Source organism: Siphonobacter aquaeclarae, from assembly GCF_900103285.1.
Classification (GTDB): Bacteria; Bacteroidota; Bacteroidia; order Cytophagales; family Spirosomataceae; genus Siphonobacter; species Siphonobacter aquaeclarae.
This window is the reverse complement of the sequence record NZ_FNGS01000007.1, coordinates 197,329-222,840: the sequence shown is the minus strand read 5'-3', so window position 1 is coordinate 222,840 and position 25,512 is coordinate 197,329. Positions and strand designations below refer to the sequence as shown.

The window sequence follows — 25,512 nt, the reverse complement described above, 5'->3', positions numbered from 1 at the left end:
CAAAGAAATCAATTCAGATCACATTACTAATCGCAGGGCCTTGAACCCTGGCTGATTCACATGAGCAAACACGGACGTATTCTCGTCGCCATGAGCGGCGGCATTGATTCTTCACTGGCCGCCGTCCTTCTCCACGAACAAGGTTACGAAGTCATCGGCATGACGATGAAAACCTGGGACTATGCCAGTTCCGGGGGTACCAAAAAGGAAACCGGCTGCTGCAGCCTTGACAGCATCAACGACGCGCGCAACGTCGCCGTACAGCTGGGTTTCCCCCATTATATCCTCGATATCCGGAATGAGTTCGGGGATTATGTCATCGATCATTTTACCAACGAATACCTGGAAGGTCGCACGCCGAATCCCTGCGTGCTCTGCAATACGCATATCAAGTGGGATGCCCTGTTGCGGCGCGCCGACAAGCTCGACTGCGAATTCATCGCTACCGGCCACTATGCCAACCTGCGGGAAGAAAACGGGCGCCACGTGGTCTCTAAAGGCCTCGATGCCTGGAAAGATCAGAGCTATGTACTCTGGGGTGTTTCGCAGGAAAGCCTCGGCCGTACCCAACTGCCGCTGGGGAATTTCCGCAAGTCCGAAATCCGGGAAATGGCGAAGGAACGCGGATTCTTCGAACTCGCCAGCAAGGCAGAAAGCTATGAAATCTGTTTTGTTCCGGACAACGATTACCGCGGCTTTCTCAAACGCCGTATCCCTACGCTCGAAGCGGAAGTAGCCGGCGGTAACTTCATCGACCACGAAGGAAAAGTACTCGGCACGCACGAAGGATACCCTTTTTATACCATCGGACAGCGGAAAGGCCTGGGCATTGCCCTTGGGTACCCCGCTTTTGTCACCGAAATCCGGAAAGATACCAATGAAGTGGTACTGGGCCGCGACCGCGACCTCGAACGTACCGGAATGGTGGTCGGACAATTGAATCTCCAGAAGTACGCTTCCATCCCCGAGCCCCTCGAAACCGTCACCAAAGTACGTTACAAGCACGAGGGCACACCGGCTGTTATTTCCCAAACCGGCGACAAAATCGAAGCTACCTTCCATGAGCCTGTTACGGGTGTAGCACCGGGACAGGCGGCAGTCTTTTACGAAGGCGACGATGTGATCGGCGGCGGATGGATTTTGAAGGCAGTGAAATAAGGAGGCTTTCGCCTGTTTTCGGTTTTCAGTTTTCGGTTTTCGGTTGGCGCTCCGAATGAAGTTGTTCGTCTGAAAACTGAAAACCCAAAACTGAAAACAGGCCACGCGCCATAATTATGCAAGTCAGTTCCATAATTATGTAGTGGTTGAATGGCCCGGAGCCAGGAATTTTGCAGCCGGTGAGAATTCTTTCACGGCATGAAAAATTTGCTTCGCCTGTTATTTCTGTTGCTGTTGGCGGCTGGGGCGGATGCCTGTCCGGCCGATGATCCTGTGCCGGCGCATGAGCGCAGCCCGCAGCCGGAACAAACGTTCCTCCGCCGAAACGATCATTCAGCGTTACCGCATCACTACGGTACGTGTGACCGGGCGAATTGCCCGTGTTTCTGTCCCCGCGCCACGGGGGCGCCTGCCTGCTTCACGACTATTTCCTTTCCTGACTGGGCCGTCGGGCGCCCGTTTTCCAACTGGTTTTTCCGGCAAACCAATCCCCGTTCTTTTCCGCGTATTCCCTGGATTCCACCGAAAATAAACGGCTGATTCATATCCGGTTTTGATCACAATCCTGCGTTCCGCAGCCTGGCAAAGGCAGCGGCTTACTGATTTTTCCTCTGACATAGAATTTCACGGCAATACGTCCTTTCTTATGAAACTGACACGCATTTTCCTGACAGCTTTGCTGCTGTTGTCCGGCCTGTATTTACACGCCGCTATCTCAAATAAAGTAACCGAAAAGGTCCGGGTGGCGGGTTCCGCCGAAGCCTGTAAAGCGGGAATCGAATCGGCCGCCTATATGCGAAACACTGCCGAAGCTACCTGGGATGCTGCAACCGGTACCGCCCTGATTTCATACGACAGCCGGAAAACTACGCTCGACGTTATCCTGCGGAAAATTGCGCTGGCCGGCTATGACAATGCCCGTTATCTCGCCCCGGACGATGCGTATGCAAAACTGACGGACTGCCGGTATCCGCGCCTGGTCAAGCCGGCGCCGGTTGCGTCGCCGGCCATTCCCAATGCACCGGCCGTAGATCCGCTGACACCCGTATTTGACGCCTATTTCGCTCTCAAAAATGCCCTGATCGCTGCAGATGCAAAGGCCGCAGCAGCCCAGGCTGCCACGTTGTCAAAGGCTGTAAAAGCGGTCAATATGAATGAGCTGAGCCATGCCTCACACGAAGTCTGGATGAAGATTTCCAAAGACGTGGCCTTCGATGCCGAGCATATCTCGGAAACCCAGGATGTCGGTCACCAGCGTGATCACTTTGCGTCACTTTCGGACGACCTGTATACCCTTGCCAAAACCCGTAAACCAACCCAACCGGTTTACTATCAGCATTGTCCGATGGCTAATCAGGGTAAAGGGGCAAATTGGTTAAGCCTCGAATCTGCCATCCGAAACCCGTATTATGGCTCACAAATGCTGACCTGCGGTAAAACCACCGAGACCATTCAATAGCCTTACGTCCCGAATGCATTTGAATCACGGCATTCGGGGCATTTTTTTCTCTTCTTCAAGCCATATGAATTTTGTCAAAACCTCGATTTTTTTCGGGATTTGCTGCTTTTTTTTTGCCTCAGACGGGCTTGCCCAGAAGATCGTCCGGTATGACCTGCATGTACGGGATACCGTGGTTCATTTCACCGGAAAAAACCGGCGGGCCATTGCCGTCAACGGGCAGATACCCATGCCTACGCTCACGTTTACCGAGGGAGATACCGCTGAGATTTACGTACACAATGAGCTCCGCGAGGAGACGTCCCTTCACTGGCATGGGTTGTTTCTGCCCAATCGGTATGACGGCGTTCCGAATCTCACCCAAATGCCGATTAAAGCCGGAACCACTCACCTGTACCGGTTCCCCATTATTCAGAATGGTACGCACTGGTATCACAGCCATACCGGCTTGCAGGAACAGATCGGTATGTATGGTTCTATGGTTCTGAATAAAAAGCAGGAACCCGAAATACCAACAGTACCGGTTATTCTGAGTGAATGGACCGACCTCCGTCCCGGAACGGTCCATCGGATGCTGCATAACGCCTCTGACTGGTTTGCCATCCGCAAAGGAGCCACGCAAAGCTATTGGGAAGCCATCCGGCAAGGGTACACCGGAACGAAACTACGCAACGAGTGGAAGCGGATGAATGCGATGGACGTCAGCGATATTTACTACGACCGGCTGCTGATCAACGGAAAAAATGAAAGCCAGCTTTCCCATTTTAAACCCGGTGAAAAAGTCCGTCTCCGGATTTCAAACGGTGGCGCTTCTACCTATTTCTGGCTCAAATATGCCGGCGGAAAAATGACCGTAGTAGCCAGTGACGGGAATGACGTGGAACCCGTGGAAGTGGACCGGCTGATTATTGCCGTCTCCGAAACCTACGATGTGATCGTTACAATTCCGCCGGTCACGGACGGTCAATCTCCTGTTTCCTACGAGTTTCTGGCAACGTCCGAAGACCGGACCCGTTCTGCTTCACTCTTTCTTGGAGAAGGGATTCGTCAATTGGCATCTCCCCTGCCCCGGTTGAATTATTTTGAGGGAATGAAGATGATGAACGGCATGATGAAAATGAACGGCGACCTCGACGCCATGGGCATGAACATGAGCCTCAATCAGATGGACATGAATGCTGTTATGTATCCTGAAATAACGGGGTCTCAACGTTCGCCGGGGAAAGAATCCGGAGCACACGATGGTCACGCAGGGCATACGCCGGCATCCATTACCACACTCAATTATGCTATGCTGAAAGCGACGGAAAATACGTCGCTGCCGCAGGATGCACCGGTGAAAGAGTTCCGCTTCGTCCTGACCGGAAACATGAACCGATACGTGTGGAGCATGGATAATAAGGTCGTCTCCGAACGGGATAAATTCCTCATTCGTAAAGGTGAAAAGGTACGCCTCATTCTCTATAATAATTCGATGATGCGGCACCCGATGCACCTGCATGGTCATGATTTCCGGGTGCTGAACGGGAAGGGAAAACATGCGCCGCTGAAGAATGTCCTGGACATCATGCCGATGGAAACAGATACACTGGAATTTGCCGCCACGGAAAGCGGCGACTGGTTTTTCCACTGTCACATTCTCTACCACATGATGAGCGGAATGGGCGGCGTTTTTTCCTATGAAAACTCACCGCCGAATCCGGAAATACCGCGTCCGAAACTGGCCCGGCGCAGGCTCTTTGCCGACGACAGGCAGTTTCACCTGATGGCTGAGAACGATTTTGCTACCAACGGAAACGACGGCCAGGCAATGGTGCAAAATACCCGCTGGAGTATAGGCACGGAATGGCGCCTGGGTTATAACGACGGGCATGGATACGAAACGGAAACGCATATCGGCCGATACCTCGGAAAAATGCAGTGGCTCATGCCCTTCATCGGGTTTGACTGGCGATACCGGAGAATGGGTATGGATGTGGAGGAGAAAAACCTCTTCGGTCAGCGGAACACAAAAGATAATCGTTCGTTGCTGAGCGTCGGTGTCAACTATGTACTGCCCATGCTTTTTACGGCTCAGGCCGAAGTATTTACGAACGGAAATGTCCGGTTTCAGCTCGAACGCCAGGACATACCGGTTTCCCCGCGAATGCGCATGAATCTCATGGTGAATACCGATCGGGAATACATGGCCGGCCTGAGGTACATTCTTTCAAGAAATACCGGCGTTTCGGTTCACTATGACAGTGATATGGGTTTGGGATTTGGGCTGATGGTGAACTATTGAAACCCTGCAACCGGGCTGAGGCCTGGTTGCAGGGTTTCAGTTTTCAGTTTTCTGTTTTCAGTTTTCAGTTTGCGCCACAAACGAAGACGTTGGCCCCGCAAACTGAAAACTGAAAACCGAAAACTGAAAACAAAAAGAGGCTGACAAATATGCCAGCCTCCCCCTCAATACCGCTCCACTTTCCACTCCGCAATTCCTCCGTCGAAACGGATGTTGATTTTCTTTTTGGCAGAAGAATAGCCCGGGGTTTCATAGGCGTCCCCGATGCGGGTAAAGCCCTGGAAGTTTTTATCGGTAAGGGCGCCGTGTGTTTCGATGCGGCAGCCTACTGATTGCGGGACCTTGATTTCGACGCTGGCGACACCTGCATCTACATCTACCTCCAGGTTATCCGAACGGTCTCCGAGTTTGAGATCCATCTCCGCCGCGCCGGTTTCCAGTTTAATCTTCCGGATCTGGAACGGAGAGAGGTCAAAATCTACCTTCCCGGCTCCTACTTTCATGTCGAGGTCCCAGATCGGGCGCGGGTTAAGGCGAACCGCCACGTCGTTGTGGCTGCTTTCCTTGTGCCACTTCCACTTTCCATGTCCTTTCATACTGAGCGTCACCTGATTGCCTCCGTTGCCGGAAACCGTCTTCAGGTTGAGGTTACCGAAGTCCAGGTTGCCGTCGGCCTCGGCCAGTTGTTTGTCTGACGTGCCCATGGTAAACTCGGCAGCGCCGCCTTCGAGCCGGAAAGAAGCCGTCCGGATGCTGTCGGCCATCGGTTCGGCGAGGTATTGCTTGCCGCCTCCGCGATCTGCTTCCTCGTCACTGTTGTCTTCGTCATCGTCGTCACCAATATGGATGTCGAAATCGTCATCATCGTTGTCCCCGTCATAGCGGAATACGCCGGGTGCATTATCGCGGATACGGTCCCGGACTTTCGTGGCGATGAAAAACGGGATGGCGATGGCGAGAAGAATAAGGGTAACGACGGTCACGTTGCGGTTCGATTTTCCCCAGATGAAATTGATCCCCAGCACAACGAACAGCAGCGGCCAGTAGCGGAAGATTTCTCCGAAGTGGAAATCGAACCAGCCCATATTCCGGCCCAGGAAAAGGAATCCCAGCAGGACCAGAAAACCTCCTAAAAACAGATTCTTCGTATTCATGGTTTGTGGTGGTACCGAGTACGTACCGATTGGTTTCAAGACAGATTATTCGGCGGGATGCTCTGCTGACCGCGGATCTTCGGGAAACGGCCCCTCGGGCGGTGCCGGATTGCTGTATCCGGTGCCCGATTGGTTGTAGTCGTTGTTCGGCGGGTCCTCGCGTTTTCGGCCGAGAAGCCAGATACCGAGAGCGATCAGCCCGATAGGCCACATACGGCGTATCCAGTGCCAGTCGAAATAAAACAGGTCCAGCTCCTCGCCCAATTTGATGAGGCCGAAAACGATAAACGCTGCCCCGATGATCACGTTGGAAGGTTTCATGTTGGTTTGGTCTTGGGTGTTTGAAGCGGGATCAGGCGATCTTCTCCCGGATCTGGTCCCGGAAAATCAGTCCGAGACCGGCGATTATAAACAGTGCGGGCCACAGTTTGTGCCAGGTGAACCACCAGGTGAATTCATCGAGCAGGAAAATGGACCCAAAAAGAATGGCCACGATACCCCATGCCTTGCTGTTGTCCCGGCGTGGTGACGGTACACCGGATACGACGGTCTCGATTCCATCCTGCCGCTTCGGCAGGGCGATCCAGAGAATGATATAGGCCAGGATAAACGGCGCATGGGTAAAAAAGGCCCCCAATACGAATACAACCCGGATCAGGGCGGTGTCGGTGTTGAGGTAGGAAGCTATACCGGCGGCAACGCCACCTATCATCTTTTGCGAGGGAATACGTTCTAAGCGGTTCATGGCTTTCTATGTTTATGGCGCCTTGCGGCTGCCTTGATGATTCAAATGTGGGGGCCGTTTGCCGTCCGGAGAAGCCATTCTGGCCTAATGGCAGGCAGGATGGATCAGCGGACTATTTTATGGATAGAACTTTGCATTACCCAGTACCATCGGGGAAAACACGGGGATGAAGGGGAAATTCACCCGATTCTGAAATTACGTATTTCTACGTAAAAGAAACACTACCCAACCTGGCAACTTTGCATAGTCAACCTTCAGCCTTCAACGCAAATCGCTTGTGAAATAAAAGCCATGGAAACAGGAATGTCCGTTTTGGCTATTGTCTTGCTGGTCATCGGCATAGCCCTTCCGTTCGTGATCCGACCGGGAAAAGATGATCGGTATCCGGTAAGATAAGCTACGAGCTGCTCTATCCAACTCCGTCTGAAATAAGCCTCCTCTCCCGGAGGCTTATCTTTTTTATTTGCCTTCTTGCAGGTATGAATGCACTGATTACCGGCCCGACGTCGGGCGTCGGCCGCGCCCTGGCTTTCGCCCTGGCCGGAGAAGGGTACAATCTCCTTCTCCTCGTCCGTGACCCCGCAAAAGGCCGGGCACTCGCCGGAGAGCTGGCAGCATTGTTTCCCGCCGTACAGACGGACGTCATTCCTGCCGATCTCGCTGACCTGGCTTCTGTCCGCGCTGCTGTCACTGTTATCCGCAACCGGTATAAACGCCTCGACCGCCTTTTCAACAACGCCGGCTACGCGCCGGCCCGGTATGAAACGGTCTATGGGTATGAAAAGAGCTTTGTGACCAACCACCTCGGGCACTTTGTTCTGACGACCGGCCTGCTCGATCTGCTCGAAGCCAGTGGCGACGGGCGGGTAATCCAGGTGGCTTCAGACGCCCATATACTCGGAAATGCCCGGCGGTTTTTCGGGAAAACGCGACGCTGGGTCTGGGGAGCCTATGCCGACGGCAAGCTCGCCAATATGCTCTTTGCCCGGGAGCTCGCGCGCCGGTATGCCGACCGCCGCATTCTCGCCTTCTCTTTTCATCCCGGCTTTGTTAATACTGCTTTTGCCGGAAAACTCGGTCCCTTCTGGCGGCTGATGATGCGGAGTATGTCCTTCCTGATGATTACCCCCGAAAAGGCCGCTCAGACCGGCCTGTATCTCTCCTCCGCTCCTGCCGATCTGTTGAGCCGTTTTTCCGGCTGGTATTTTGTGCGGTCGCGGCCCGCCCGCGTACTCAACAGCGGTTTTTCGGACGGGCAGGCAGAACTTCTCTGGAAAAAAAGCGGGGAAGCCGTCGCCGCCATCCTGCCGGCGTGATCGCCGGCTGACAATCATTTCCGGGCTTTCTCCCCTATATTGGCCCAGAATTTCCCCGCGGGCATGCATACCGGGGGTTTGTTCCGTTTTGTGCCATGATCGATCCGACCGATCCTTTTACGAGTTTAAAAGACTACCTCCTGCTCAGATATCCCTTTCCGGACGAAACGCTTTCGTTGATTTTCAACCATTTCCGGGTGAAAGTCGCTCCCAAAAACGAAGTGTTGCTACCCGCGGGGGAAATCTGCCGTCATTTCTATTTCGTCAGCAAAGGATGTATACGGTTGTTCTATACGCAACCCGACGGATCGGAAGCGACCCGGTACTTCGCCCTTGAAAACAGCTTCGGAACCGGCCTCCAGAGCTTCCTCACGCAGGAAGGATCCCTCGAAACCGCCCAGGTAATCGAGCCTTCCGAGCTCCTGATGATCGGAAGAGATGACTTTTACCACCTCTATGATACCGTACCCGGCTGGGACATGGTCTACCGGTATATCATCGAAACGGCATATATCGTCAATACGCGGCGCATCGAGACATTTCTCTGCCTGGATGCCGCCGACCGCTACCGCTGGCTGCTGCGGACAAACCCGGCGCTGGTCAAGCGGTTTTCCAATAAACACATCGCTTCTTACCTCGGTATTTCTCAGGAAACGCTGAGCCGGCTTAAGTCACGGTTATAAAAGAGGAGGCTGCCCCACCGGAACAGCCTCCTCTTTTCTGTGAAGTCTGTGTTGTCTGTGAGCCATTTTAATTTTCTCACAGACAACACAGACTTCACAGAAATTAATTACCCTGCCTCGACCGTCCGTTTCAAATGGCTCACGGCCATTTCCTTATACAATTGCAGATCCGGGATAGGCTTATTAGTTTCCTTCGCGGCCTCGTCCCATTCCCGCATTTTGATACTCAGGCGGAAGTACGGTCCCGCTTCAAATGCCTTCGCTTCCCGTTCGGGCATCACGCCGCCCTGAAAGGCGAGCGTCTCACGACTGGCATCGCTGAGCCGGGCAAAATACTCCGGAAATTTCCAGCAGAGGTACCGCTTTGCCTCGACGTGTTTTTGAACGAGCTGGGCGATCTTATCCGAAAACCCGTTCTTAAGCAAGTACTCCGCTCCTACCCGCTCATGCCGGCGATGGCCGAACCCGTTCATGTCTTCCGACGGGCGTTGGGGCAGCAGGTGACCGATGTCATGGAAAAGGGCAGCCAGAACGACGTCGTCGTCATATCCTTCTTCGTGCGCGAGTTGCGCAGACTGAACAGAATGCTCCAGCACGCTGACCGGTTCTCCGATGTACTCGGTATCTCCGTAGGATTCGTAAAGGCCGAAAAGGGCGTCGACCGTCGCCTGGATTTCAAATTCTTTCATAGAGGTTAACGTTTTCCCTGTTCCCGAAGGAATCCGATGAGCCCGGCGGGTTTATCGGTCTGGAGACCGTGAAGCCCAAGGTCTACGGCTTTCTGCCAGGAAACAGGTCCTTCCAGGGGGTGTTGGATATCGGCCCAGATTCGCCGTTTGCGTTCGGCGGCCACCCGGACCATTTCTTCGGTGTAGACGGTATACGGGCCGTCCAGAATCTCCGCATCACAGCTGTCGAGAAAGCTCCGCAGCGTAGCCCCGTTGAAAACCTGTTTCGGCAGGCTGACAATCAGCGGCACTTCCGGCGCCACTTTCCGCCATTCCCGGAAGCTGTGATCATTGTTGATGTACACGGCAAGGCTCTTTTCCATCCCGGCTTTGCGGAATACTTCCCAAACCCGGGCAGCATCGGCCTCTTTGAAATCAAGGTAAATATTGATTTTTCCCTTGCATACCTGCAATACCTCTTCCAGCAACGGGATCTGTTCTTCGCCGTATTCGGGATGGTATTTGTTGATCACCTTGAGAGATCGCAGCTCGCTCAGCGTCAGATCTCTAACGTTGCCGGAACCATTGGTAGTACGCGAGACGCTGCCATCGTGCATCACGACGAGCGCCCCGTCACGGCTCGTCCGGACGTCTACTTCCACGTAATCAACCCCGAGGGAGATTGCATTCCGGAAGGCCTTAAGCGTTCCTTCCGGAGCGGCAGTATGATCGCCGCGGTGGGCGATGACAATCAGGCGGGAAGAAACCGTACTGCTGAACAGACCGGCAACAAGTAACATGGCGGCAAAGAACTTCATCGGTGTATTTTTTCACATACTACGAAACGGCGTCGCAGCAAGACCATCCCCCAGGCCTGAAAACGGAATTAAAAAAAGCGGCAACACAAAGTACTGCCGCTTTCGGATCGTTTCATTCACTTAACCAAAACAAATGCGTATTGTATAGGATGGATAGACTCCACAAACCTACCTCGCCAGGATTACCTCAGTTTTACCCGCAGGTAAAGAAATCCGGCATTACTTCAGGAGCCAGAGCTCATCGGTGACGTCGTCCCGGGTTTCGGAGCCGAACTGGCTTTTCAGCGCTGCTTTGTAATTTTTCTCGTTGTATACCCGATCCGAGACCGGATACTGCCAGCGGCGGGGTACTCCGCCCGCATACGAACCCAGGCCCGCGCCGGTGGTGGCGAAGTTGGTCGGGAAACCCGTCCGGCGCCAGTTAAAGAGCGGTTCCAGCCCCGTTGTCATGAACAAAGCCAGGTACTTCTGGGTCAGGATCTGCTGACGTCCTTCCGCTGTATTGCCGGCGTATTTGACGGACGGTTGCGCGAGGTAAGCCGTCAGATCAACGTTGACATTGAACGACTGGAAAGACGCTTTCCCGTTATCCCGGATTTCAAACGTGAACGTATTCGCTCCGTTTTTGATACCGAAGAAATCGAAGTTGGTTTGAATGCCTTTCTGGTAGTAGTCGGCGGCATCTCCGGCAATCCAGCCCAGGTTGATCGCTTCCGCAATGTTGAAGCACTGCTCGGCATACCCCAGGATCACTGTCGCTTCCGGCGTGTAGTTTTTGTAGTAGCGCGTCCGGTTGATGAAGGAATACGCGCCATTGTTGGCAGACGACGACATTTCGTCGAGGCTCAGTCCGGGACTCGGGGCGGCAAAAGCGGCGAAATCCGTCGGTTTGGCGCCTTTCTTCAGCTCTGCTTCCGCCGGCTCGCAGGTAACAAAAATCCGGGGATCCTGGAGTTTCTTCAGCAGATCGACGTGCGTAGCCGACATTTCCTGGCGCGTCGCGTCGTTTCCGAGGTTGTCAGGGTTGACCGGATACTTGTTGTAAACGGCGTTGTACACATACTGTAGATTATCCCCGGCGCCCGTCAGGATCGGGTATTTGGCCGGGTTACCGAGTACCTCGGCGAAACGGGCCTTGACTTTCAGGTCGGCGTCGTCCGTCCGCTTGCTCAGGTTGATCAGTACCCGAAGCTTGAAGCTATTGACCACTTTCTGCCAGGATACCAGGCTGTTGTTGAGATACATATCTCCCTGAAAAGGCAGCGTTGTATGTCCTGCGGCGATCAGATCGGCCAGGTCCGCGTTGGCTTCGTCGAGCCATTGCAGCGACTGGACGAATACTTCTTTCTGCGTATTGTACTTCGGCGTGATGTTGTCCATGCCTTTGAGGGCGTCGGTCATGGCCACGTCACCCACCCGCATCGTCATCCACACCCAGAAGTACGCCCGGAAAAACTTACCGAGTGCGGCGTACCCGTTTTTGTCAGTACCGAGCGTTTTCTTCGCTTCCTCCTCCATTTTCAGCACGTTTTTCAGCGTGGTGTATTTGTAGGAAGAAGAAGTCCAGTCGTACGCGTTGTTGCCGTAGTAGTTGTAATTGACGGTGTAGTATTGGTTGTAGCGGGAATCCTTGTTCCACGTTCCTTCATACAAATCATTCAGGACGCTCTTCAGGACAAGGTTGGCAGGTACCTGCGTCGGCAGGTTAGGATTTTTCTCCAGATCCGAGAATTTCTGGCAGCCGCTCATTCCGGCGAGCAGCAGCGTAAGCAACAGTATCTTTTTCATGGGGATCAGAAAGTCAGGTTAATGTTCACACCGTAGCGACGCGTCGTCGGGGTCTGAAGATCAGAGCTTGTATTGGAGTAGTTGACAAACTGCTCCACGTCAAGGTCTTTCTTCGCAGCGAAGTAGAGCAGGTTCCGGGCTACGAATGAGACGCTCGCGCCCTTGAGGAAGCTCATCCGGCCGGTCAGCAGACGGGAAGGCACCTGGTACCCGAAGGTCACTTCCCGCAGCTTTACGAAGCTCCGGCTGATGATGTTTGCTTCGTTGGTGTTATAGTACCGGCTGATCCAGTCTTGGAGATAGGTCTTGTACTTGTCTGACATCGGCGTGAAGCTCAGCTTGTCGTAGTTCGTGATCTTTCCGTCTACATCCGGCTGGATCGATCCTTCGGTGAGTACCACACCGGGGCCTACCCACGACTTCACCCCTTTGTAATCCTGGAACCGGGCATCACCCATTTTGCCTTCGACGGTCTCGATATGGCGACCGCCCCGGAAGGTCTGCTTCTGGATGTAGTCTTCGATGACACCGCCGACGCGCCCGTCAATCTGTACATTCAGGAAGAAATTCCGGTAACTGAATTTGTTGATGAATCCGAAGGCAAAGTCGGCATTGGTATTACCCAGGAACTGGCTGACGGCATTGACAATCGGGCGGCCGGACGCGTCGTTGATGATCTGTCCTTCCTTCGTCCGGTAAAATGCACTGCCGTAGTAAGCATCGAGGCGGTCGCCGATTTTGTAGAACTGGTTGAGGCGCGCCTGGTTACCATAGATTTCCTTCAGGTATTCCTGGAACGTACTCCAGTTGACGGTCACGTCCCAGTTGAGGCCGCGGGCACTCTTCAGGGCAGTTCCGGTCAGGGCGATTTCGAGGCCGCGGCGCTGGGACTTGATCCCGTTTGTGGTCAGGGAGGTATACCCCGTCGCTTCCGGAAGCGTCAGACCGAAGATCCGCGGGCCGTCGAGGTAGCTGAAGTAGGACACATCCAGGCCGATCCGGTTTTTCAGGAAACGGATGTCAAGACCGGCCTCGAAACTCGTCCGGGACGAAGGCTTCAGGTTCGGGTCCAGCAGGCTGTTGCTGTAGGAGGCTGCTACTTCGTTGTTGTACGGACGGGAAATGGTATAGGCTACTGTCGTTCCGTACGAAGGCCCGTCATACGGCGAAGCAAACGTCTGGCCATACCCGAGCGGATTACCGCCCGAAAGCGCCGAAAACGCCGTGTAGATATTCTGCTGGGTGAAGGCATCCTTCACGTTGGCATATGAGGCGCGGAGCTTCACGAAGGAAATTGCCTGCGGCATCGGCACGAAATCGGAAATCACCGAGCTTACCCCTGCCGACGGGTAGAAAAAGACGTTTTTGCTCGACGGCAGCGTGGAGTTCTTGTCCCACCGGCCGGTTGTGGAGACCGTCGCATACTTGCCCAGGTTCACATCAACGCTGTAGAGCGCGCTCAGTACCTGCATCTGCGAGTTGAAACTATTCGCCCGAACCGCATTCAGGGAGTTGTCGAAGCTGTAAACGCCCGGTACGTTGAGGTAATCGGTGCTGGCATAGTTGCCGTTGTAGCGGAAAAACCGGCCGCTCAAACCGGCCACGGCACGAACCGAGATTTCGTTGCGGAAGGTCTTGTTGTAGTTCAGGAGAACGTCCGTGTTGTTTTCCAGCAGGGAGCGGCGGTCTTCGCGGTAGTCGCCTTTTGCCTGCTCGCGACCGTACGTCGTCGCAGAATAAGGCATCTTTTCATTTCGGAAAAGTTCATATCCGGTCACCTGGGTACGGGCCTGAAGCTCAAGGTCGTCCCGGAGGCGGAATTTCATGAGCGCGTAGCCGTTGTATGAGTTGTTGTAATGCCCGCGCTTCCACTCTTTCGCGACAAACCAGGGGTTGTTATAACGCTGGTACTCAGCATAAATCTGCTGGATACCTTCCTTGCCGGGTTGCCAGAGCTGCTTCATGTCGTCGACGTTCCAGTCGGCACCACCCCAGATGACCATATTGTAAATCAGGGAGTTGGGACCATAGTTAACGTCCGGATAATTGGCTGAAGCCTGGCGGCTGAAATTGAAATTGGACTCGAAGCGAACTTTGTCGGAGAGGTTTTGTCCGAGTGTTGCGCTGAAGGTTGTGCTGTTCAGCTGCGTATTCGGGATCATCCCCTGCTGGTACTGATTGGTCACGCCGAAACGCAGGTCCGTTTTCTCGGAAGAAGACGATACGGAGACGCTGTTGGTCGACAGGATACCCGGACGCAGGAAGCGCGTCAGGTTGTCTTTTCCGCGTGCAATCCAGGGCGTGCCTTTGCGGATACCGGTTGCGGGATCAACGGGGCTGTCGTACTGCGGAATCAGCTGTCCTTCAAATTTAGGACCCCAGATGTCGTAGTCGCCGTCGTTCTTTCCACCCCCGCGGCCATCCACGAAGGAATAGGTACCGTGGTCGCCGGGACCGTACAGATCCTGCACTTTCGGAATGGCCAGGAAACCCTGCTCGACCATCGTGCTGGAGTTCACCTCGACGGATACGCCGCGTTTGTCGCGCGAGCCTTTTTTCGTCGTGATGATGATCACACCGTTTACTGCCCTTGAGCCGTAAAGTGCTGATCCGGAGGGACCTTTGATGACATCGTACGATTCGATATCATCGGGATTGATGTTGTAGGTATCGGAAATAATGGGTACCCCGTCGACGACAAACAGCGGCCGGCCACCCCGCAGCAATACCTGCGGCGCCCGTAGAAGCTCCGCGCTGGCGCCGATGTTGAGGCCGGCGATTTTTCCGACAAGGGCGTTTACCGGGTTCGGTTCCCGCGCCTTGATCAGGTCCTGAGCTTTGATACTCTGGGTGGCGTAGGAAAGGTCGCGCTTGGCTTTCTGGATCCCCAGCGAAGTCACAACGACTTCGTTGAGCAGCTTGTGGTCGGTTTTGAGACTGACCGATAATTCAGTGCGATTACCGACCACTTCTTCCGCCGGTTCATGGCCGACGAAAGTAAAGACGACAATGTCCTTGTCGGACAGGATGGTGAGACGGTAGCGGCCGTCGGCATCGGTGTTTACGCCGCGGTTCGTGTTTTTCACGCGGACCGCTACACCTGCCAGCGGTTGACTGTCTTCGGCGGAAAGGACCTTGCCGGACAGCGTACGTTGCTGGGCATACCCCGGGAAAAGAAATCCGGAGACACAGAGCAGAAGCATACAAATACCTGCCTGTAAAAGCTGTTTCATTGGTTCTGGTTTCGTTTGCGTTTTGGAAAAAACCAATGCAAACTTCAGAATCAGCTTTTAGGCAAGTTTGACCGAAATGTGAACCTATCGTGAATAAAAGAGACGGTTTGTTAAGTATTTGTAAACCACTTGTCCAGAGAAATCCACACTCTCCGAAACGGCGTAGATCAGGCCTTGTCGACGAAGAAGTAGAAGACGAGCATCAGCGCGTCGGAGTCTGTCAGGTTAGCCGGGCGGTGGGGAATCCGTCCGTCGAAGAAAAGGGAATCGCCTTCCCGGAGGTGGTGTACTTCATCGCCGATGATGTATTCCACTTCTCCGCGAATGAGAAACTTGAACTCGAACGCTTCGGTTTTGATGGGCTTGTTCCGGCGGGCGCGGGGTTGAAGTTCCAGCAGGACAACGTCCATCGGAACGCCGCCAACGGTCTTGGTCAGAATCCGGCGGTAAGCAAACTCGCGGACGTCTTCCTTGTAAAACGTCTGGTACTCGTCGCTTCGCCGCAGCAGGACGCGGCTGTTGCCGGCGCCGTTTGCTAATTCTTCAAAAAAAACGTTGAGATCGACACCCAGCGAACGGATCAGGTTGATCAATACGAGCAGAGAGGGTATCGTCCGGTTGTTTTCGATCTGGGAAATCAGGGCTTTACTGACTTCGGCACGGTTGGCCAGTTCCTGAAGGGTGATCCCCTGACTTTTCCGGGTTTCCCGGAGACGACTGCTGATCTGAAGGAGGATGTCTTCCTGCATAATAACTGAGTAAAAACCGTACAGGCCCGTTTCCTAGCCCACTTTCCGGCGAAAATACAGCCAGGCGAAAACCAGCAAGCCGACCGAAATCACCGGTACCAGGTAGCTGAAACGGACGTAGAAGCGTAGCCAGGATAGCCCGGCATTTCCGAAATTCCGGAAGAGCAGGATGCCCACGCTTCCCAAATATCCCGCAAAATCAGCAACGTAAAACAAAAAACCAACATTGGCGCGCTCGCCCCGGACGGCGATGAGCCGCTCGAACAGCATGCCGTTGAACGGAACATATGCCAGGTAAATCCCCAGGCCCACGAGTATCATCCAGACCAGCGGCGAGACCTGCCCTGATTGAAACAGCCAGGTACCGCCCGGAATGAGGATGATACCGGCGCCGATAAAGTACAGGTTTCCCCAGAAAGCCAGCCGGTTACTCTTGACAAGAAACAGTAGTCCTACCAAAACCGTGACGATACCGCCTACCCAGCTTTCCGTAATGGAAAACACGGCGGGCGTGCTGACACCCAGCTCGCGCCAGATTTCGACAGCGAAATTGTCGCGCACATCCCGCAGTATCGAAATCAGTACATAAATCGCGATCAGGCTGATCAGCCCCGGCGCAATCGAACGAAAGAATACCCGGCGGTCTTCTGCCGACATGGGCAGCCGCTCGCGGCGGGCGGCCTGGTCCTGGTCCGTCGGCCCCGGCGATACCCGCAACATCCAGACCGATACCCCCAGCAATGGCAGAAACAGCGCGCCCACCAGCGCAGGCATCCAATATTCCGATACTCCCTGATGCAATACCCAGACCCCTGCCGACTTCACCATACCTGAGGCCATAATAAAGCTCAGGCAGAGGCCGGCGCCGAGCAGGTCCGTGATCCGGCGTCCTTCCAGGAAGCCAAACACGAGTCCGTAGACCATACCCAGCGGTAATCCATTGAAAAACAGGAAAATCCAGTTATATGGCGGAGGTACCAGCCCGAACAGAATCAGGGCTATTTCCGCCAGGCCGATCAGCAGCAGAATCCGGCCCGCCCGCTGATGCGGACGCGTCTCCGAAATGACTTTGATACCGATGCCCTTCGAAGCGGCATACCCGAAAACCTGCGCCACCACGAGGATAATCTTATAGTCCATTCCCCACAGGGTCTGCCCTTCGAACGTACCGGCCGTAAACGGCTTCCGAAACGCGTACATGCAGAAATAGGTACTGAAAGCGGCTACGGTCAGCCAGACCGTCAGCCAGACGTTGCTTCGGAACGTCAAAGGGGAAGATGTCACGTCGATTTCGGCGTTTTACACATGGGAAGATCGGAGAAAATCCGGAATTCCGGCGGCCGGAGACAGAAAACTATCCGTTCTCCCCGCCGTATTTTCAGAATTAGCGACAGCAAGTTTAGTATAGATACACAATTACTGCGTTTACTGGGAAGTAATTTAACAAATACTTAACTTTGAAACGAGAATGGATCCGGAGATTGCCCGGAACTTTGATGCGTCTTTTACACCTCTCCGCGCTGCCGGAGTGATTCTATCTATTGCCTATGTTACCTATTCGATTGGTTACGCTGGATATGGCCGGAACGACCGTCCGCGATGAACATGAAGTAGAACACTGTTTTGCCCGGGCGGCGAAGGATACCGGCCTCACCGTTTCCGATGAGCGCGTGCTGGCGCTTCAGGGATACCACAAGCACCAGGTTTTTGAAATGTTGTGGACCGAGCACCTCGGCAGCAATCACCCCGAGTGGTCGGCGCGCGTCGAGCATTCGTATGAAACCTTTACTTCCATCCTCGAAAATCATTATCTCACCCACCCTGTCTACCCGACGGAAGGCGCGCTCGAACTTTTTCAATGGTTGCGGGAGCAGGATATCCGGATTGCACTGACAACGGGCTTTTACCGGAAAGTCACCAACATTATCCTCGAAAAACTCGGCTGGCTGAAAGGCCTTGACAGCCGGTACATCGCAACGGGCGCCAACTCCATTATCGATGTTTCGATTACGTCGGATGAAGTTGTAGCCGGTCGGCCGGAGCCTTATATGATTCAGAAAGCCATGGCGACCTTCGGTATCACCGACGCCGCCGAGGTCATCAACATCGGCGATACTCCTTCGGATCTTAAGTCGGGCACTGCGGCAGGCTGCCGGTTGTCTCTCGGCGTCGTGAACGGTACCCACTCGCGGCAACAGCTTGAAGCAGTGCCTTCGGATGGTTTGCTGGAGAACGTCGGGGAATTGATAAAGGTGATTGGGGGACGCTGAGTTTTGGAGACTGGCGGGGACGCTGGTCTTTGGGTTTTTGGTTTTCAGTTGGGTGAATGCGAAGCCGCCTGCCCGCCATGCGTAGCATCCGCTACGAACAGCAGACAGACAGCTTCGCATTCACCCAACTGAAAACAAAAAAACTGTAAACCGAAAACTGAATTTCTCACTTCGAAAACCGTATCGCCTCCACCGGCTTCATCCGGCTGATGACAAACGTGGGAATCGTCAGAACGAGAAGGACCAGAAGCAGTGTCGCGAGATTAAGCATCACGACGATCTCCCAATGCATATCAATCGGCACATAACTCATGTAATAGTTTTCCGGATCCAGGGGAATGACCCGGAAGTATTGCTGGACGAGGCATAGTCCTACCCCCAGTATATTACCAAAGAGCAGTCCCTTCAGAATCATGGAAACGGCCTGCCAGAGGAATATCTTCCGGATTTGCCAGTTCGGACTACCCAGCGCCTTCAGCAGCCCGATCATCGGAATCCGCTCCATGATCAGTACCAGCAGGATAGATACCATATTAAAGCAGGCCACAAAAAGGATAAGCGTCAGAAAAACGCCCAGGTTCCGGTCGAGCATACCGAGCCAGTCAAACAGCGCGCGGTATTCCTTCACGACGCTGTGGAGGTCCTGATCGTGTTCCAGCAGTTTCGATACCTGGCCGACAGCCTGATCGATGCGGTCAAAATCCTTCACAAAAATTTCGTATCCGCCTACTGTATCCGGCCCCCACTTGTTGAGTTTTTGAACGAGGCGTAAATCTCCGATGATCAGCTGCTTATCCAGTTCTTCGAGACCGGTATCGTAGATGCCCGTGACTGTCAGCCGCCGGGGTCTCGGCGGATACTGCATGATAATCAGGGTGACTTTGTCGCCTGTTTTCAGTTGCAGCTGATTGGCGATACTCCGGCTGATCAGAATCTCTTTGGAGTCGGTGGTATCTTTTCCAAACTCCGGCAGGCGGCCTTCGGTCAGGTTTTGCCCGAAACTTTTCCAGTTGAAATCCGGACCTACACCTTTCAGCAGTACCCCCTGAACGGCTTCGTCTGTCTGGAGTATCCCGGCCTTATGGGCAACCATCTGGAAATGCGCAATGTCCGGCAGGGTTTTATATGACCGGCTCAGGCGGGAGTAGCGGGGCAGGGCCGTTTCTTCGTAGGATTGATTCAGCGTGTACCGCGTCACTTTCATGTGGGCAGACAGGCTGAAGAGCTTTTCCCGGACTGTCCCCTGAAACCCGAACAGCACCGCAAACGCCACCATCATCACAGCCAGACCAATAGCGATACTTGCGATACCGATGCGGGTGACGGTCGACGAAAACGACCGCCGTTCCGTACGGGAGCGAATACGGGAAGCGATAAAACGGGGTAGGTTCACGGAACGACGCATACTGTTACCATCCTGAACGGAAACCGGAAAGGCCGCTTCAGGAAGCCGCTAAATTACCGGATGCCCTGCTGAATTCCGGTATACTTCGGGTCAAAAGGAAAACTTTCGTCAGTCATCTGTAAAACCCATCCGGTCCGTTTCCCCCGTGAAAACCGAAAAACGGGTTTGTTTTTTCCCCGTTTACCCCGAGATTTGCACATGGTTTCGTTTCGTACAACCGGGGCGCTTGCCCTTTTTATCTTTCTGCTTTCCCTGACCCGGATTTGGGCTGCCGGCCCGGTCCTCGGGATTGAGCGTACCGGAGAGTACCTTCCCCTGCTGAAGGGCAAGTCTGTCGGGCTCGTCGTCAATCATACCTCTGTTTTTCCGAATCGTACCCATCTCGCCGATTCCCTGCGGTCTCTGGGCGTTAAGATTACGGTCATTTTCGGCCCTGAACATGGTTTTCGGGGAAAAGCCGACGCCGGCGAGCATGTATCCAATGCTGTCGATGCCCGAACGGGTATTCCGGTGGTTTCCCTCTACGGATCTCACCAGAAACCCACTGCCGAAGACCTGAAACCGGTTGATATCCTGCTGTTTGACATTCAGGATGTTGGCGCGCGGTTTTACACCTATACCTCCACGATGCATTACGTCATGGAAGCTGCGGCGGAAAACGGCAAGCCTGTTATCGTACTTGACCGGCCGAATCCGATCAGAGATTTTGTAGACGGCCCGGTACTCGACCGGCGCTTCGCCTCCTTCGTCGGCCTGAATCCGGTACCTCTCGCACACGGCTGTACCGTCGCCGAGCTGGCGCGCATGATCAACGGCGAAGGATGGCTGAAAGAAGGCCGCCGGTGTAACCTGACGACGGTTTCCTGCCTGTCCTATTCTCACTCAGATTCCTACATACTGCCTGTTCCGCCATCGCCCAACCTGCCCAATCAGCAAAGTGTCCGGTTGTATACTTCCCTTTGTCTGTTTGAAGGAACAGCGATTAGTGTCGGACGGGGTACTGATACTCAGTTTCAGGTAATCGGCGGTACTTCTTCTGCGTATGGATCCTATTCCTTTACGCCGGAGGATAAACCCGGCGCGATGAACCCGCTCCACAAAGGGAAAGTCTGCTACGGGCTCGATCTCCGGAAGGAGCCTGTCACCGGTTTTACGCTCCGGTACCTGATAGATTTTTACCAAAAGTCGCCGGATAAATCCGCGTTTATTACCCGTCCGAAGGCGTTCGATCAGCTCGCCGGGACGGATCAGCTCCGGCAGCAGCTGCTTGCCGGAAAGTCCGAAGCCGAAATCCGGGCAAGCTGGGAGCCTGCACTGTCGGCCTACAAACAGCTCCGGAAGAAGTATTTGTTGTATCCGTAAAAACCGGCCGGTCCCCGGCCTTTCATTCCTATTTGCCGACCAGACGTTGGTACACACATGACAGAGAAAATCCTTATTCTTGATTTTGGCTCGCAGTTTACGCAGCTGATTGCCCGCCGGGTCCGCGAACTCAGTGTTTATTGCGAAATTCACCCGTATAACCACTTTCCGGAAATAGATGAAACCGTCAAAGGCGTCATCCTTTCCGGCAGCCCCTGCTCGGTACGCGACGAAGATTCTCCCCGCCTCGATCTCAGCCAGTTCCGCGGTAAGTTGCCCCTCCTCGGCGTATGCTACGGCGCGCAGTTGCTCGCCCATACCGCCGGCGGCGAAGTAGCTCCCTCCAAAATCCGGGAATATGGCCGGGCGATGCTCCATACCGAGCACGCCAGCCGCACCCGCCTGTTCCAAAATATCCTGGCAGATACGCAGGTATGGATGTCACACGGCGATACGATCGTATCTGTTCCGTCCGGGTTCAAGGTAATCGGGTCGACTGAAACGGTATCCGTGGCCGCATTCCGCATCGAAGGCGAAGAAACATATGGGATCCAGTTCCACCCCGAAGTAACGCACTCGCTCGAAGGCAAGGAAGTACTCAAGAACTTCATCGTCGATATCTGCGGCTGCCATCAGGACTGGACGCCGAGCAATTTTGTCGACGAAACCGTACAGGATCTCAAGAAAAAACTCGGTGACGACAAGGTAGTCATGGCGCTTTCCGGCGGCGTGGATTCGACGGTCGCGGCCATGCTCGTACACCGGGCCATCGGCAAGAATCTCTTCTGTATTTTTGTGGATAACGGGCTTCTCCGGAAGGACGAATTTGAGCAGGTTCTCCATTCCTATCAGGATATGGGTCTGAATATCAAGGGCGTTGATTCGAAAGACCAGTTTTACATCGCACTCAACGGCCTCACCGATCCGGAAGACAAGCGGAAAGCCATCGGCCGGACCTTTATCGAGGTATTCGACCACGAAGCGCACCTCCTCGAAGGCGTCAGCTGGCTTGGCCAGGGTACGATCTATCCCGATGTCATCGAGTCGGTTTCGGTGAAAGGCCCGTCAGCTACGATCAAATCGCACCACAACGTAGGCGGCCTGCCGGATTTCATGAAACTGAAGGTTGTCGAACCCCTCCGGACGCTGTTCAAGGACGAAGTACGGGCCGTCGGCCGGGAGCTTCAGATCTCCCAGAATATCCTGGGCCGGCACCCCTTCCCGGGCCCGGGTCTTGCGATCCGGATTCTTGGCGATATCACTGCCGATAAGGTGGCTATTTTGCAGGAAGTCGACGCTATCTTTATCAACAAGCTGAAAGACAGAGGCTTGTACGATAAGGTATGGCAAGCCGGCGCCATCCTGCTGCCGATTCAGTCAGTGGGTGTCATGGGCGACGAACGGACCTACGAACGCGTGGTCGCGCTCCGGGCGGTCGCTTCGGTAGACGGCATGACGGCCGACTGGGTTCACCTTCCCTACGATTTCCTCGCCGATGTTTCCAACGAAATCATCAACCGCGTCAAAGGCGTGAACCGCGTGGTATACGACATCTCGTCGAAGCCCCCGGCCACCATTGAGTGGGAATAATTTGCTTTGCCGAAGAGGCGCAGGCAGACAAGTATAAATCCTTGTCTGCCTGCGCCTCTTCGGAGTTTTCCTTTATCCAACCGTATCATGAAGAAATTACTTTTCCTGGCGATTCTTTTGACGAGCTGCGTCAAAGAAACCGGCGTGGAACCCGGCAGCCTGCTGATCCGGATCAAGACGTCGAACGTCGGAAATTCGGCAGTCCGCCAGGTTATTTATGCCCTGTATCCGGAGTCCTATGTATCGGCGACGAAATCCATGTCGCCGCTGAAAGACGGGGTTTTGTCGGTGCAACCGGGCAATACAGCAGAAATTACCTTATCGGATCTCAATACAGGTACCTATTTCCTTATTTATACCGTTAGTAGTAGCGGCGGTCAGCAGACCCGGCCGGTTCAGGTAACCGGTGGTACATCCAGAACATACGAATTTTAACAACCCCTCCTATTCTTCACCAGCCTGCCTTACCTTCACATCATGAAAAAGATTTACCTCCTGTTGCTTCTCGGATTGAGTATCTGGGCCTGCCGCAATACCGGCACCGAACCGGAAACAGGTTATGATTATTTTCCCCTGGAAAAAGGGAATTACGTGATTTACGATGTAACCCAGATTGATTACGTGATCAACCAGAACCCCGATACCAGCCGGTTCCAGATCAAGGAGCGCGTCGGAGATTCGTTTACGGCGCTCGACGGGCTGATGTCCTACCGCATCGAGCGGTACCGCCGCGAATCCGAGCAGCAGGTCTGGGCGTTTGATTCGCTGTGGACAGCGCGCCGGGCAATTGACCGGGCCGTACGCACTGAAAACAACGTCTCGTTTGTCAAACTGATCTTTCCGGCACGTAACGGACAGACGTGGAATCCGAATATTCTGAATACACAGGACTCGCTCCGGAGTATCATTCTCAACGAAGGAGAGCCCGTCACCATCGGAACACAAACCTTTGACAAGACATTGACCGTTCAGGTACAGAATAAGCAGACGCTTACCGACAGCATCATCCACAAAGAGGTGTACGCAAAGACGATCGGACTGATTCAGTCGGATATTACCCGGGTTGTTACCTGTATTCCAGACTGTGCGGTGAGCAAGATTTCATACGGCATTAAATACAAACAACGCATTGTGAGTCATGGGAAAGAATAACCTTCGCTGGCGGAATACAGGTCTGGCGCTGCTATTGACGGCGTCGTCTGCATTTGCCCAGACGGCTTCCAAATACCTCATTCTTTTCAAAGACAAGGCGAATACTCCCTATTCGGTCGACCGCCCGCTGGAATTTCTTTCGAAGCGGTCCGTCGAGCGCAGGCTGAAACAGAATATCTCCCTGGCGGAGCGGGACCTTCCTCCCAACCCGGCCTATATCCAGGCCGTCCGGGAAAAAGGCGCCAAAGTCTGGTACAAAACCCGCTGGGCCAATGGTGTGCTGGTTGAATGCACGCCCGAACAGTTGCAGGCTATCCAAACCCTGGACTTCGTCAAAGGGTATGATGGAAATATCGCGCTGAACGCTGTTTCAGCGACGAAAACGGCAGCGAAACCGGGTACGAATTCGATCGACCTTCCGCTGCCCGTTTCTTCCAACCTCGCCAATCCGCTGAATTACGGATTTTCCCAGACTCAGATCGGGCAGATGCGGGTAGACTCCATGCATGCGCGTGGATACCGGGGAGAGGGCATGTGGGTAGCTGTGATCGACAACGGCTTCATCAGTGTCAACTCACAGGCTGCTTTCAAGCACTTGTTTGATGAAAACCGGATTCTCGGCACATATGATTTCGTCGCCAACAATACCAATGTATACGATCAGGGTACGCACGGAAACAGTGTTCTTTCCTGCATGGCCGCATACCTGCCCGGACAGCTGATCGGGACGGCCTACAAGGCATCCTACCTCCTGCTGCATTCGGAAGATAACTCCGGGGAAAAGCGCCAGGAAGAAGCTTTCTGGCTCGCCGCCGCCGAGTATGCCGACAGCGTTGGGGTAGATGTTATCAACTCGTCGCTTGGCTATACGACGTTCGACAACGGCGTTGGTGATTATACCTATCAGGATCTGAACGGAGACAAGGCCCTTTCTACCCGCGCAGCCGACTGGGCAGCGCAGGCCGGTATTCTCGTCGTGGTTGCAGCCGGAAACGAAGGCAACGATGCCTGGAAATACCTCACCGTGCCGGCGGATGCCGATTCTGTTATCGCCGTAGGCGCGGTAGACGCACAGCTTCTCCGGGCCGGTTTCAGTTCGGTTGGCCCGTCAGCAGACGGCCGTATCAAGCCTGACCTGTCGGCGATGGGTTACGGAACCGTTATCACCAACCCGGCCAACGGACAGGTTTCCGGTGGCGCAGGCACGTCCTTTGCCTCCCCGCTTCTGGCAGGAATGGCAACTTCGTTCTGGCAGGCATATCCTTACCTCACCAACATGGAGGTAATCGCGCTGTTGAAACGTTCCGCCACACAAGCCGGTAATCCGGATGCCTTACTCGGCTACGGTGTTCCCAACTTCCTCAAGGCGGCGGAAGCCACGCGCAGCTACCGGCAGGGAAGCATCCGCATCATTCCGAATCCAACACGCGGCGGGCAAAATCCCTCTGTTGAAATACCTTTTAACGAACAAAACCGGTCCTATCAGGTCAATCTGCTCGATACACAGGGGCGTATTTTCTGGGAAGGGCAGGTCACCGGCCGCCATGCCGAGCTACCGGTAGGCTCACTGCCGCTACCCGCCGGGCTCTATGTCCTGCAGTTTCAGCGGGACGGGGAGAGCCACTCGGCGAGGTGGATGAAGTGGTAAGAAAAAGGCCCGACCTTCCGGTCGGGCCTT

The 25,512-nt window shown here is 54.2% G+C and carries 22 protein-coding genes; 11 read left to right on the top strand and 11 right to left on the bottom strand.

What is annotated here, in order from left to right; translation table 11 throughout:
- Positions 1-60 precede the first annotated feature (60 nt).
- The gene (mnmA, locus tag BLR09_RS18850; RefSeq protein WP_093205835.1) at positions 61-1,158 is read left to right on the top strand and encodes a tRNA 2-thiouridine(34) synthase MnmA; all 1,098 of its coding nucleotides are present in this window, start codon (positions 61-63) and stop codon (positions 1,156-1,158) included.
- Between the two features lie 350 nt (positions 1,159-1,508).
- On the opposite strand, the gene BLR09_RS25350 is transcribed toward mnmA, so the two are convergent.
- Positions 1,509-1,703 carry a hypothetical protein gene (locus BLR09_RS25350; protein ID WP_143011155.1) on the bottom strand — a complete coding sequence of 65 codons (195 nt, stop codon included), beginning with the start codon at positions 1,701-1,703 and terminating at the stop codon, positions 1,509-1,511.
- A 101-nt stretch (positions 1,704-1,804) separates the two neighbouring features.
- Here BLR09_RS25350 and BLR09_RS18840 point away from each other — a divergent pair, with 101 nt between their 5' ends.
- On the top strand, positions 1,805-2,617 hold the full coding sequence (locus BLR09_RS18840; RefSeq protein WP_093205831.1) for a DUF3347 domain-containing protein: 813 nt from the start codon (positions 1,805-1,807) through the stop codon (positions 2,615-2,617).
- Positions 2,618-2,681: 64 nt separating this feature from the next.
- Entirely contained in the window at positions 2,682-4,901 is a 2,220-nt protein-coding gene (locus BLR09_RS18835; protein ID WP_093205829.1) for a multicopper oxidase domain-containing protein, read from the top strand.
- A gap of 164 nt (positions 4,902-5,065) precedes the next feature.
- Here BLR09_RS18835 and BLR09_RS18830 read toward each other — a convergent pair whose 3' ends face one another.
- Genes BLR09_RS18830 through BLR09_RS18820 form a run of 3 tightly spaced genes read right to left on the bottom strand, consistent with a single transcriptional unit; the run spans position 5,066 to position 6,800 of the window.
- The gene (locus tag BLR09_RS18830) at positions 5,066-6,055 is read right to left on the bottom strand and encodes a LiaI-LiaF-like domain-containing protein (protein ID WP_093205827.1); all 990 of its coding nucleotides are present in this window, start codon (positions 6,053-6,055) and stop codon (positions 5,066-5,068) included.
- Between the two features lie 45 nt (positions 6,056-6,100).
- Positions 6,101-6,376: a LiaI-LiaF-like domain-containing protein gene (locus BLR09_RS18825; protein ID WP_093205825.1), complete on the bottom strand. Its 276-nt coding sequence runs from the start codon at positions 6,374-6,376 to the stop codon at positions 6,101-6,103.
- Between the two features lie 31 nt (positions 6,377-6,407).
- A complete protein-coding gene (locus tag BLR09_RS18820; protein ID WP_093205823.1) occupies positions 6,408-6,800 on the bottom strand; it encodes a PspC domain-containing protein in 393 nt (130 codons plus the stop codon).
- Positions 6,801-7,279: 479 nt separating this feature from the next.
- Between BLR09_RS18820 and BLR09_RS18815 the strand changes: the two genes are divergently transcribed.
- Both BLR09_RS18815 and BLR09_RS18810 read left to right on the top strand, forming a co-directional pair.
- Positions 7,280-8,116 (top strand): SDR family NAD(P)-dependent oxidoreductase, encoded by an 837-nt coding sequence (locus BLR09_RS18815; protein WP_093205821.1) that lies wholly within the window; start codon positions 7,280-7,282, stop codon positions 8,114-8,116.
- A 95-nt stretch (positions 8,117-8,211) separates the two neighbouring features.
- Entirely contained in the window at positions 8,212-8,799 is a 588-nt protein-coding gene (locus BLR09_RS18810; RefSeq protein ID WP_093205819.1) for a Crp/Fnr family transcriptional regulator, read from the top strand.
- A gap of 107 nt (positions 8,800-8,906) precedes the next feature.
- Here BLR09_RS18810 and BLR09_RS18805 read toward each other — a convergent pair whose 3' ends face one another.
- The 6 genes from BLR09_RS18805 to BLR09_RS18780 all read right to left on the bottom strand — a co-directional run bounded on the left by BLR09_RS18805 (position 8,907) and on the right by BLR09_RS18780 (position 17,339).
- Complete coding sequence (locus tag BLR09_RS18805) at positions 8,907-9,488, bottom strand: HD domain-containing protein (protein WP_093205817.1); 582 nt, start codon at positions 9,486-9,488, stop codon at positions 8,907-8,909.
- A gap of 5 nt (positions 9,489-9,493) precedes the next feature.
- Positions 9,494-10,285: a glycerophosphodiester phosphodiesterase gene (locus BLR09_RS18800; protein ID WP_093205815.1), complete on the bottom strand. Its 792-nt coding sequence runs from the start codon at positions 10,283-10,285 to the stop codon at positions 9,494-9,496.
- A 219-nt stretch (positions 10,286-10,504) separates the two neighbouring features.
- A complete protein-coding gene (locus BLR09_RS18795) occupies positions 10,505-12,073 on the bottom strand; it encodes a SusD/RagB family nutrient-binding outer membrane lipoprotein (RefSeq protein ID WP_093205813.1) in 1,569 nt (522 codons plus the stop codon).
- Between the two features lie 5 nt (positions 12,074-12,078).
- The gene (locus tag BLR09_RS18790; RefSeq protein WP_093205811.1) at positions 12,079-15,306 is read right to left on the bottom strand and encodes a SusC/RagA family TonB-linked outer membrane protein; all 3,228 of its coding nucleotides are present in this window, start codon (positions 15,304-15,306) and stop codon (positions 12,079-12,081) included.
- A gap of 167 nt (positions 15,307-15,473) precedes the next feature.
- The gene (locus BLR09_RS18785) at positions 15,474-16,055 is read right to left on the bottom strand and encodes a helix-turn-helix domain-containing protein (protein WP_093205809.1); all 582 of its coding nucleotides are present in this window, start codon (positions 16,053-16,055) and stop codon (positions 15,474-15,476) included.
- Positions 16,056-16,088: 33 nt separating this feature from the next.
- Positions 16,089-17,339, bottom strand: a complete 1,251-nt coding sequence (locus BLR09_RS18780; protein WP_245689951.1) for a DUF5690 family protein — start codon at positions 17,337-17,339, stop codon at positions 16,089-16,091.
- A 263-nt stretch (positions 17,340-17,602) separates the two neighbouring features.
- Here BLR09_RS18780 and BLR09_RS18775 point away from each other — a divergent pair, with 263 nt between their 5' ends.
- Positions 17,603-18,325 carry an HAD family hydrolase gene (locus BLR09_RS18775; RefSeq protein ID WP_093205805.1) on the top strand — a complete coding sequence of 241 codons (723 nt, stop codon included), beginning with the start codon at positions 17,603-17,605 and terminating at the stop codon, positions 18,323-18,325.
- Positions 18,326-18,491: 166 nt separating this feature from the next.
- Here BLR09_RS18775 and BLR09_RS18770 read toward each other — a convergent pair whose 3' ends face one another.
- Entirely contained in the window at positions 18,492-19,730 is a 1,239-nt protein-coding gene (locus BLR09_RS18770) for an ABC transporter permease (protein WP_245689950.1), read from the bottom strand.
- Between the two features lie 198 nt (positions 19,731-19,928).
- On the opposite strand from BLR09_RS18770, the gene BLR09_RS18765 reads away from it, so the two are divergent.
- From BLR09_RS18765 to BLR09_RS18745, 5 genes are all read left to right on the top strand, one after another.
- Positions 19,929-21,092: an exo-beta-N-acetylmuramidase NamZ family protein gene (locus BLR09_RS18765; RefSeq protein ID WP_093205803.1), complete on the top strand. Its 1,164-nt coding sequence runs from the start codon at positions 19,929-19,931 to the stop codon at positions 21,090-21,092.
- 57 nt (positions 21,093-21,149) lie between these two features.
- Entirely contained in the window at positions 21,150-22,682 is a 1,533-nt protein-coding gene (gene guaA / locus BLR09_RS18760; protein WP_093205801.1) for a glutamine-hydrolyzing GMP synthase, read from the top strand.
- 87 nt (positions 22,683-22,769) lie between these two features.
- Complete coding sequence (locus tag BLR09_RS18755; protein ID WP_093205799.1) at positions 22,770-23,117, top strand: hypothetical protein; 348 nt, start codon at positions 22,770-22,772, stop codon at positions 23,115-23,117.
- A gap of 42 nt (positions 23,118-23,159) precedes the next feature.
- Positions 23,160-23,834 (top strand): hypothetical protein, encoded by a 675-nt coding sequence (locus tag BLR09_RS18750; protein WP_093205797.1) that lies wholly within the window; start codon positions 23,160-23,162, stop codon positions 23,832-23,834.
- Positions 23,821-25,482 (top strand): S8 family serine peptidase, encoded by a 1,662-nt coding sequence (locus tag BLR09_RS18745; protein ID WP_093205795.1) that lies wholly within the window; start codon positions 23,821-23,823, stop codon positions 25,480-25,482. The genes BLR09_RS18750 and BLR09_RS18745 overlap by 14 nt, the downstream gene beginning before the upstream one ends.
- Positions 25,483-25,512: the final 30 nt, after the last annotated feature.

Excerpts from the sequence above, each read along its gene's own strand:
- mnmA (WP_093205835.1), top strand. The coding sequence starts at position 61 with ATGAGCAAACACGGACGTATTCTCGTCGCCATGAGCGGCGGCATTGAT.
- BLR09_RS25350 (WP_143011155.1), bottom strand. The coding sequence starts at position 1,703 with ATGAATCAGCCGTTTATTTTCGGTGGAATCCAGGGAATACGCGGAAAA.
- BLR09_RS18840 (WP_093205831.1), top strand. The coding sequence starts at position 1,805 with ATGAAACTGACACGCATTTTCCTGACAGCTTTGCTGCTGTTGTCCGGC.
- BLR09_RS18835 (WP_093205829.1), top strand. The coding sequence starts at position 2,682 with ATGAATTTTGTCAAAACCTCGATTTTTTTCGGGATTTGCTGCTTTTTT.
- BLR09_RS18830 (WP_093205827.1), bottom strand. The coding sequence starts at position 6,055 with ATGAATACGAAGAATCTGTTTTTAGGAGGTTTTCTGGTCCTGCTGGGA.
- BLR09_RS18825 (WP_093205825.1), bottom strand. The coding sequence starts at position 6,376 with ATGAAACCTTCCAACGTGATCATCGGGGCAGCGTTTATCGTTTTCGGC.
- BLR09_RS18820 (WP_093205823.1), bottom strand. The coding sequence starts at position 6,800 with ATGAACCGCTTAGAACGTATTCCCTCGCAAAAGATGATAGGTGGCGTT.
- BLR09_RS18815 (WP_093205821.1), top strand. The coding sequence starts at position 7,280 with ATGAATGCACTGATTACCGGCCCGACGTCGGGCGTCGGCCGCGCCCTG.
- BLR09_RS18810 (WP_093205819.1), top strand. The coding sequence starts at position 8,212 with ATGATCGATCCGACCGATCCTTTTACGAGTTTAAAAGACTACCTCCTG.
- BLR09_RS18805 (WP_093205817.1), bottom strand. The coding sequence starts at position 9,488 with ATGAAAGAATTTGAAATCCAGGCGACGGTCGACGCCCTTTTCGGCCTT.
- BLR09_RS18800 (WP_093205815.1), bottom strand. The coding sequence starts at position 10,285 with ATGAAGTTCTTTGCCGCCATGTTACTTGTTGCCGGTCTGTTCAGCAGT.
- BLR09_RS18795 (WP_093205813.1), bottom strand. The coding sequence starts at position 12,073 with ATGAAAAAGATACTGTTGCTTACGCTGCTGCTCGCCGGAATGAGCGGC.
- BLR09_RS18790 (WP_093205811.1), bottom strand. The coding sequence starts at position 15,306 with ATGAAACAGCTTTTACAGGCAGGTATTTGTATGCTTCTGCTCTGTGTC.
- BLR09_RS18785 (WP_093205809.1), bottom strand. The coding sequence starts at position 16,055 with ATGCAGGAAGACATCCTCCTTCAGATCAGCAGTCGTCTCCGGGAAACC.
- BLR09_RS18775 (WP_093205805.1), top strand. The coding sequence starts at position 17,603 with ATGTTACCTATTCGATTGGTTACGCTGGATATGGCCGGAACGACCGTC.
- BLR09_RS18770 (WP_245689950.1), bottom strand. The coding sequence starts at position 19,730 with ATGCGTCGTTCCGTGAACCTACCCCGTTTTATCGCTTCCCGTATTCGC.
- BLR09_RS18765 (WP_093205803.1), top strand. The coding sequence starts at position 19,929 with ATGGTTTCGTTTCGTACAACCGGGGCGCTTGCCCTTTTTATCTTTCTG.
- guaA (WP_093205801.1), top strand. The coding sequence starts at position 21,150 with ATGACAGAGAAAATCCTTATTCTTGATTTTGGCTCGCAGTTTACGCAG.
- BLR09_RS18755 (WP_093205799.1), top strand. The coding sequence starts at position 22,770 with ATGAAGAAATTACTTTTCCTGGCGATTCTTTTGACGAGCTGCGTCAAA.
- BLR09_RS18750 (WP_093205797.1), top strand. The coding sequence starts at position 23,160 with ATGAAAAAGATTTACCTCCTGTTGCTTCTCGGATTGAGTATCTGGGCC.
- BLR09_RS18745 (WP_093205795.1), top strand. The coding sequence starts at position 23,821 with ATGGGAAAGAATAACCTTCGCTGGCGGAATACAGGTCTGGCGCTGCTA.